Below are 7,907 nucleotides of genomic sequence, written 5' to 3' on the forward strand. Positions count from 1 at the left end.
AGATGTGGACCCAAGACGCCACGGCGATGCACAGCTACACCGCCAACTCGGCGGCCGCCACGACGATGACGCCGTTCACCCCCGCGCCGCAGGACACCAACGCGGCCGCGCCAGCCGCCCAGGGCATCATAGATAAACTGAACCAGCTGCTCACGCAGTTGGGCAATGTTCTGCAAAACCTAGGCACGAGCGGGCCGTCGGCGCAGCTGCTTAACCTCTTGACCAGCAACCCGATGAAGTTCCTCGAAGATATATCGCTATTCACTACCGGGCCCAACGCTGGCCAGGGCGGGGCGGGCTTCACTGTTGCCGGAGCCACGATTTTGACAGCCGTACCGGAGAACGCGGCGCTCGCGTTCACTTTTTGGTGGGCGGCGTCACAAGGGGTTGGGTGGGGCACGGGGGGTCTCATGGGTTCCGGGTCGCCTTTAGCGGGTTCGGGGTCGGCCACCCTGGCGGGCTCGGAGTCGGCGCTGGGTGCGTCGGGTTTGGCGCGCGCGTGGGACTCGAGGGGCCTGGGCGGTGCGGAGATGTCGGCGGGCCTGGGCCGGGCGGCGTCGGTCGGTGGGTTGTCGGTGCCGCAGTCCTGGGCCACGGCCTCACCTGAAGCCCGGCTTGCCGCCAAGGCATTGCCGGCTGCTGGTTCGGCTGCGTTGTCACAGGCGGGAATGGCCGCGACGGGCATGGCCGGCCTGGGCGGCATGCCGATACTAGGCAGCGTCGTCAATGCACCAAGAAATGGCGACCCGCACACCCGGCAGGGCTCCCCAGCCACCGAGGCAACAGCGGGCCAGGCGGATGGTCATGGCGGTGCACTGAATCGGTGGGTGCAGGCTGACGTTACCAGCGTGTTGAGTGAACGCGATGAACTCAACAAGCTGCGCAAGGCAGCCGCGGAATTGGCGAAGAAGCGCGATGCTCTCACAATTTCGGCGGCCAAGTTGATTAGGCAAGCAATGGAGTAACAGTTGGTTCTCGTAGACCTGCGCCCGGACGTGGTCCGGCTGGTCGGCTGCTCGTAACATCCGATGTCATGCAGACACAGACCGACACCGGCGTCGCGCACGAGCTGGCCGGCGTCGTCGGCGACGCCGACCTGCTGACCGGTGAGGGGATCGGGCCCGACTATCACCACGACGAGGCGCTGGTCGGACTTCCCGTACCGCCGCGCTTCGTGGCCCGCCCGCACACCGCCGAGCAGGTCGCCGCGCTGCTGGCCGCCGCCACGAAGGCCAACCTCCCGGTCACCGCCCGCGGCTCAGGAACCGGCCTGTCGGCGGCCGCGCGGCCCTGCTCAGATGGGCTGCTCGTCTCGTTCGAAAAGATGAACACCATCCTCGAGATCGACGTCGACAACCAAGTCGCGGTTGTGCAGCCCGGGGTCACGCTGGCCGACCTCGACACCGCCACCGCCGCGGAAGGGTTGGTGTACACCGTGTTTCCCGGTGAGCTCTCCGCCAGCGTGGGCGGCAACGTCGGCACCAACGCCGGCGGCATGCGCGCGGTCAAGTACGGAGTGACCCGCCACAACGTGATCGGGCTGCAGGCCGCGTTGCCCACCGGTGAGCTGATCCGCACCGGCGGCAAGATCACCAAGCTGTCCACCGGCTACGACCTGACCCAGCTGATCATCGGCTCCGAAGGCACCCTGGCGCTGGCCACCGAGGTCACCGTCCGGCTCTACCCGCGGCTGGCGCACGCAGCGACACTGCTGGCGCCGTTCCCCGACCTGACCGCGGTGATGCGCGCGGTGCCCGCGGTGGTGCGCAGTGGCGTGGACCCGGTCATCCTCGAGTATGTCGACCAGCTCACCCTGGCCGCGATCACCTACTCGCAGAATCTGAGCCTGGGCATCCCCGACCATGTCCGCGACGCAGCCCAGGCGCACCTGGTGATCGGGGTGGAGAACCGCGACCACGCCCGCCTCGACGGCGACGTCACCATGCTGGGCGAGTTGCTCGAATCACTAGGCGCGATGGATTCGTATGTACTGGAAGGGAATTCGGCGCATGCCCTGATCGAGGCACGAGAGCGGGCGTTCTGGACCGCCAAGACGGCGGGCGCCCACGACGTCATCGACACCGTGGTCCCGCGTGCCCAGATGCACCAGTTCCTCACCCGGGCAACCGAACTCGCCCAGCAGGCCGGTGCGGGAGTGGTCGGATGCGGTCACGCCGGCGATGGCAACGTGCACCTGGGGGTGTTCTGCGCCGACGACGACACCCGCTACGAGCTGCTGCACGACATCTTCGCCGCAGCGATCGACCTGGGCGGTGCGATCTCCGGCGAGCACGGTCTGGGCCGAATCAAGACGCGCCACTTCCTGGAGCTCGAGGACCCGGTGAAAATTGCGCTGATGCGCCGGATCAAGGATTCGTTCGACCCGGCCGGTATCCTCAACCCCGGTGTGCTGCTGGACGGAAAGGTGACCCGATGACCAACGGCGCACAAGCGTTGATCACCACGCTGGTCGACTGCGGCGTCACGGTGTGCTTCGCCAACCCCGGCACTTCCGAGATGCACTTCGTGGCCGCCCTGGACTCGGTTCCTGCGATGCACGGGGTGCTGTGTCTGTTCGAGGGCGTGGCCACCGGCGCCGCCGACGGCTACGCCCGCATCGCCGGCAAACCGGCCGCCACCCTGCTGCACCTGGGCCCCGGGCTGGGCAACGGGCTGGCCAACCTGCACAACGCCCGCCGCGCACACGTCCCGGTGGTCAACGTCATTGGCGACCACGCCACGTACCACAAGAAGTATGACGCGCCGCTGGAGTCCGACATCGAACCGCTGACCGACTGGACCCACGGCTGGGTGCGGCGCACCACCTCGAGCGCCGACATCGGCCGCGACGCCGCCGAAGCGGTGGCCGAGTCGCTGGCCAGCCCGGCACAGGTCGCCAACCTGATCCTGCCCGCCGACATCTCCTGGGGCGACGGCGGCGAGCCGGCCGGACCCGTCGAACCCGTCCCGCCGGCCGCCCCGGACCCCGGGGCGATCGCCGAGATCGCCGACACGCTGCGCCGCGGCCAGGCCCAAGCCGACTGTGTGCTGCTGATCGGCGGCCCGGCCACCGGCGTCCGCGGACTGCAAGCCGCCGACCGGATCGCCGCCGCCACCGGTGCACGCGCGTTGGTGGAGACCTTCCCGGCCCGGCTCGCCCGCGGCGCGGGTGTGCCGGCGCTGGAACGCCTCGGCTACCTGGCCGAGCAGGCCGTCCACCAGCTCGGTGGGGCCAAACACCTGATCGTCGCCGGCACCCGCGCACCGGTGTCGTTCTTCGCCTACCCCGACAAACCCAGCGACCTAGTTCCAGAAGGTGCGGTCGTGCACAACCTGGCCGGCCTGGAGACCGACGTGGTGGCTGCATTGGAGCAGCTGGCCGACCTGGTCGCACCGGGCACCGCGCCGCGACCGGCGCCCGCGCTGGAGCTGGCCGAACTTCCCGTGGGGAAGTTGACTGCCCAGAACTGGGTGCAGGTCATCGGGGCGCTGCTGCCGGAGAACGCCATCGTCTCCGACGAGTCCATCACCGCCGGGGTGCTGCTACCGGCGGCCACCGCCGGCTCACCGCACCACGACGTGCTGACCCTGACCGGCGGGGCGATAGGGCAGGGCCTTCCGGTCGCGCTGGGCGCGGCCATCGCCGCGCCCGACCGGCCAGTGATTGCGCTGCAGGCCGACGGCAGCGCGGCTTACACCATCTCGGCGCTGTGGACGATGGGCCGGGAGAACGCCAACGTGACCACGGTGCTGATCAACAACAGCGCCTACGCCATCCTGCGACTCGAACTGGCCCGTGTCGGTGCCGGCACGGGCGGTCCTACCGCCAACGGCCTGCTCGACTTGTCCCGGCCGAACATGGATTTCGCCAAGATCGCCGCGGGCTTCGGGGTGCCGGCCATCGTGGCGAGCACCTGCGAGGAGCTGGCCGAAGGGTTCCGCCGGGCGCTGGCCGAGCCGGGGCCGCACCTGATCGACGCGCGGATCCCGGCGCTGCCCTGAGGCTGGGCGACGGCGGCTATTGCACGATCCCCGCGGCGCGCAGACCCGCGATCGCCTCGCCGGTGAGGCCCGCCTCGGTGAGCAGCGCATCGGTGTGCTCACCCAGCGCTGGAACGGCGCCCATGGACATCTCCACGTCGGCAAAGGTCATCGGCGGCAGCACTGCGCGGACCGGGCCCGCCTCGGTGCCGACGTCGCGCCAGCGGTCGCGGGCCGACAGCTGGGGGTGCGCGATCAGGTCGGTCATCTCGTTGAGTCGGGCGGCCGGAATACCGGCCGCGGCGAGCCGCTCATCGAGGTCGTGCGTGGTGAAGCGCCGGGTGCGCTGCGCCACGGCGGCATCGACCTCGGCCCGGTGCCGCACCCGTTCGATATTGGTCGCGAAGCGTTCATCGTCGGCAAGGCCCGGCTGCCCGAACACGTCGGTGACCAGCGCCCGCCAGCCGCGGTCGTTCTGCACACCGATGAGGATCCGCCCGTCCGCGGTCGGGTACGCATCGTAGGGCGCTATCGAATTGTGCGCCAGGCCCATTCGCTTGACTTGCACATCTTGATAGAGCTGCATGTACATCGGGTGCCCCAGCCATTCGACGGTTGCGTCGAACATCGAGACGTTGACGACCGCGCCGACCCCGGTGCGTTCCCGGCGAAACAGCGCGGCCTGGATGGAGGTCACCGCATACAGCGCCGCCGCGAGGTCGGACGTCGGGATGCCGGTTTTTGCTACGGCTTCCGGGGTGCCGGTGATCGAACACAGACCGGTCTCGGCCTGTACCAGCATGTCGTATGCCTTGCGGTCCCGGTACGGCCCCGCGGTGCCGTAACCGCTGATGTCGACGACGATCAGCTCCGGATGGTCGCCGCGCAGTTCGTCGGCGCCGAGCCCCAGGCGCGGCGCCGCACCGGGTGCGCAGTTCTGGATGAACACGTCGGAGGCCGCGATGAGCTTGCGCACCACGGCAAGGCCCTCTGGCGCCTTGAGATCGACGCTGATCGACTCCTTGCCCCGGTTGAGCCAGACGAAGTGCGAAGCCAGTCCTCGCACCGCCGCGTCGTACTGGCGGGCGAAGTCACCCCCGCCGGCGCGTTCCACCTTGATCACCCGCGCGCCGAGGTCAGCGAGGTGGCGGCTGGCCAGCGGTGCTGCGACAGCATGTTCCAGACTGACGACGGTTACCCCGTCCAGCGGTAATGGGCCCATCGCGGTGTCTCCTGGCCTTCCGGTCGGTGAGTTGTTGTGGCCGGTTGTCGGCGTGTCTGTTCTATTTTCCGGTACTCGTTGTGGTGTGGTAGTCATGTGACCAAAGTGACTACAGTGACGTACCCACCTCGGGAAAGCTGGCATGCGGCAACTCTGCGCAGGTGCAGCTCGACTCCAGTGGCGACGTTGAAACCGAAATACGATGAGCTGCAGTCGATCTATGACATCTCCAATGAGTTCTTCGAGCTGTTCCTGGGCCCGACGATGGGCTACACCTGCGGCTACTACGAAAACGCCGGGACCACCCGCGACGAGGCGCAGAACGCCAAGTTCGACCTGGCGCTGGGCAAGCTGGGCCTGCAACCAGGGATGACACTGCTGGATGTCGGCTGCGGTTGGGGCGGCGGCATGCAGCGGGCGATCGAGAACTACGACGTCAACGTCATCGGGCTCACGCTCAGCGAGCGGCAACGCGACTACGCCCTGGCAAAGCTGGCCAAAGTCGCGACCACCCGCAACGTCGAGGTGCGGTTGCAGGGCTGGGAGGAGTTCGACGAGCAGGTGGACCGGATCGTGTCGATTGGCGCTTTCGAGCACTTCGGTCACGACCGCTACCCAGACTTCTTCGACATGGCCTACAACGCGCTTCCGCGGGATGGGGTGATGCTGCTGCATACCATCACCGCGATCAACATGGCGGATGCCCACGGCCGGGACATCCCGATGACATTTGAACTGGCGCGATTCGCGAAGTTCATCATGACCGAGATCTTCCCCGGTGGCCGGCTGCCGTCCGTGCGGATGGTCGAGGATCACGCCGCTCATGCCGGGTTCACTGTGGACCGGGTGCAGGAGATCGGCCCGAATTATGTGCGGACCTTGCAGGATTGGGCGGCAGCGCTGAAGGCCAATAGGGACAAAATACTCGCGGTTCAGTCACATGAGGTCTACGACCGCTACGACAAATACCTCAACGGCTGCGTCAGGTTGTTCCGCGAGGGCTACACCAGCGTTCACCAGTTCACCCTGACGCGTTAGTCCGGGCTGGCGCAACCGGCGCCGCGGGTACACCGCCAGGCAGACGTGCGCGCTGCGCTCAAGCCTGGCTACAGCCGATTCGCCGCGTAGGCTGCTCCCTCGTCGATGAGCCCGTCGTAGGTCTCGGGGTTGTGTGCGGAGAAGTTCAATCCTTCTGAGCAGACGGCGTCTTCGGGTGCACACAGCTGGATGGTCTTGCCCGCGTACAGCGGGCCGATGGCGACCGGCGGCTCGCCGAGGAAGCTCATCGCCCGGGCGTTCGGTGTTCCGAACAGCACGACCGCCGCCACGTGCTCAGCCGTCTCGGGCGGCATGGGCTGCGGTACCTCGGCACCGTCGACTCCGTCCGGTATGGCATTTGCGGTGGAAAAGCCCATCACGGCCGCACCCTGGGAGTAGCCGCCGAGCACCATTCTGGTCTTGGGGCAAGCGGCCACCTCGGACTGGATATGAGCGGCCGCGTCTTTGATGCCGTCCAGACCGGTGGGCCAATCGTCGGTGGCCGGGTAGTTGACCGCGTACACGTCGAGTGACTTCTCGCCGATCTTGGAACGCAGTGCGTCGACGAAGGCCTGCCCGGTCGGGCCGACACCGGCATCCTCGCCGGTGCCCCGGGCGAATATCGTCTCGACGTCGGGGCACGGTTGGGCGGTAGCGGCCGGGACGCAGGTGTTCTGCAGCGCCGAACCCATCAACACCGCGATACCGAAGCAACGGATGACCTGGCCTACATTCACGCGCGTAGATTTTGCCATACCGCGCCACCCCCGGCACCCGGGGATACCTGAGCACCGGCGACCAGCAACCACCTATGGTTGAGCGGTGCCGAAGCGGGTGGTGGTCTGGGGTACCGGGTTCGTCGGCAAGCTGGTGATCGCCGAGGTCGTCAAACACCCGTTGTTCGAACTGGTCGGTGTCGGCGTCAGCAGCCCGATCAAGGTGGGTCGCGACATCGGCGACATTTGCGGGCTGCCGGCCCCGGTCGGCGTCACCGCCACCGACGACGTCGACGCGCTGATCGCACTGCGGCCCGACGCGCTGGTGCACTATGGCCCGACCGCCGCCCACGCCGACGCCAACATTGCGCTGATGACTCGCTTCCTGCGCGCCGGCATCGACGTGTGCTCGACCGCGATGACGCCGTGGGTCTGGCCGCAGATGTGGTTGAACCCGCCCAACTGGACTGAGCCGATCACGCAAGCGTGCCGGCTGGGCGGGTCGTCGTGCTTCACCACCGGCATCGATCCCGGATTCGCCAACGACCTGTTCCCCATGACGCTGATGGGTGTCTGCTCCGAGGTACGGCTGGTGCGCGCGTCCGAGTTGCTCGACTACACCAACTACACCGGCGACTACGAAAACGAGATGGGCATCGGCCGCGAACCCGACTTTCGGCCGATACTGGCCAACCGCGAGGTGTTGATCTTCGCGTGGGGCGCCACCGTCCCGATGATTGCATACGCGGCCGGCGTCACGCTCGACGAGATCACCACCACGTGGGACACCTGGGTCACCCCGAACGAACGCACCACCGCCAAGGGCGTCATCGCGCCGGGGCGGGTAGCCGCGGTCCGGTTCACCATCAACGGCGTCTACCGGGGCCAGACCCGCATCCAGTTGGAGCACGTCAACCGCATCGGGCGTGACGCGGCCCCGGACTGGCCGT

The 7,907-nt window shown here is 67.8% G+C and carries 7 protein-coding genes; 5 read left to right on the forward strand and 2 right to left on the reverse strand.

Annotated features, from left to right (window positions below; translation table 11 throughout):
* The 3 genes from AC2VOP_RS05230 to AC2VOP_RS05240 all read left to right on the forward strand — a co-directional run.
* Positions 1–965 (forward strand): PPE family protein, SVP subgroup (locus tag AC2VOP_RS05230; RefSeq protein WP_486959963.1); only part of this gene is annotated, 965 nt, incomplete at its 5' end.
* Positions 966–1,033: 68 nt separating this feature from the next.
* A complete protein-coding gene (locus AC2VOP_RS05235) occupies positions 1,034–2,437 on the forward strand; it encodes an FAD-binding oxidoreductase (protein WP_486959964.1) in 1,404 nt (467 codons plus the stop codon).
* On the forward strand, positions 2,434–4,002 hold the full coding sequence (locus AC2VOP_RS05240) for an acetolactate synthase large subunit (protein WP_486959965.1): 1,569 nt from the start codon (positions 2,434–2,436) through the stop codon (positions 4,000–4,002). Before AC2VOP_RS05235 ends, AC2VOP_RS05240 begins: the two co-directional genes overlap by 4 nt.
* Before the next feature lie 16 nt (positions 4,003–4,018).
* On the opposite strand, the gene AC2VOP_RS05245 is transcribed toward AC2VOP_RS05240, so the two are convergent.
* Positions 4,019–5,203: a CaiB/BaiF CoA transferase family protein gene (locus AC2VOP_RS05245; protein ID WP_486959966.1), complete on the reverse strand. Its 1,185-nt coding sequence runs from the start codon at positions 5,201–5,203 to the stop codon at positions 4,019–4,021.
* 177 nt (positions 5,204–5,380) lie between these two features.
* Here AC2VOP_RS05245 and AC2VOP_RS05250 point away from each other — a divergent pair, with 177 nt between their 5' ends.
* The gene (locus AC2VOP_RS05250) at positions 5,381–6,241 is read left to right on the forward strand and encodes a cyclopropane mycolic acid synthase family methyltransferase (RefSeq protein ID WP_486959967.1); all 861 of its coding nucleotides are present in this window, start codon (positions 5,381–5,383) and stop codon (positions 6,239–6,241) included.
* Positions 6,242–6,309: 68 nt separating this feature from the next.
* On the opposite strand, the gene AC2VOP_RS05255 is transcribed toward AC2VOP_RS05250, so the two are convergent.
* Positions 6,310–6,996, reverse strand: coding sequence for a cutinase family protein (locus AC2VOP_RS05255; RefSeq protein WP_486959968.1), 687 nt, complete (start codon positions 6,994–6,996; stop codon positions 6,310–6,312).
* 67 nt (positions 6,997–7,063) lie between these two features.
* Between AC2VOP_RS05255 and AC2VOP_RS05260 the strand changes: the two genes are divergently transcribed.
* The coding region (locus tag AC2VOP_RS05260) for an NAD(P)H-dependent amine dehydrogenase family protein (RefSeq protein ID WP_486959969.1) at positions 7,064–7,907 on the forward strand (844 nt) is incomplete at its 3' end.

It is taken from the genome of Mycobacterium sp. TH-M106 (genome assembly GCF_057473765.1).

Bases quoted from the DNA above. Each gene is read 5' to 3' on its own strand.
- AC2VOP_RS05235 (WP_486959964.1), top strand. From the start codon at position 1,034: ATGCAGACACAGACCGACACCGGCGTCGCGCACGAGCTGGCCGGCGTC.
- AC2VOP_RS05240 (WP_486959965.1), top strand. From the start codon at position 2,434: ATGACCAACGGCGCACAAGCGTTGATCACCACGCTGGTCGACTGCGGC.
- AC2VOP_RS05245 (WP_486959966.1), bottom strand. From the start codon at position 5,203: ATGGGCCCATTACCGCTGGACGGGGTAACCGTCGTCAGTCTGGAACAT.
- AC2VOP_RS05255 (WP_486959968.1), bottom strand. From the start codon at position 6,996: ATGGCAAAATCTACGCGCGTGAATGTAGGCCAGGTCATCCGTTGCTTC.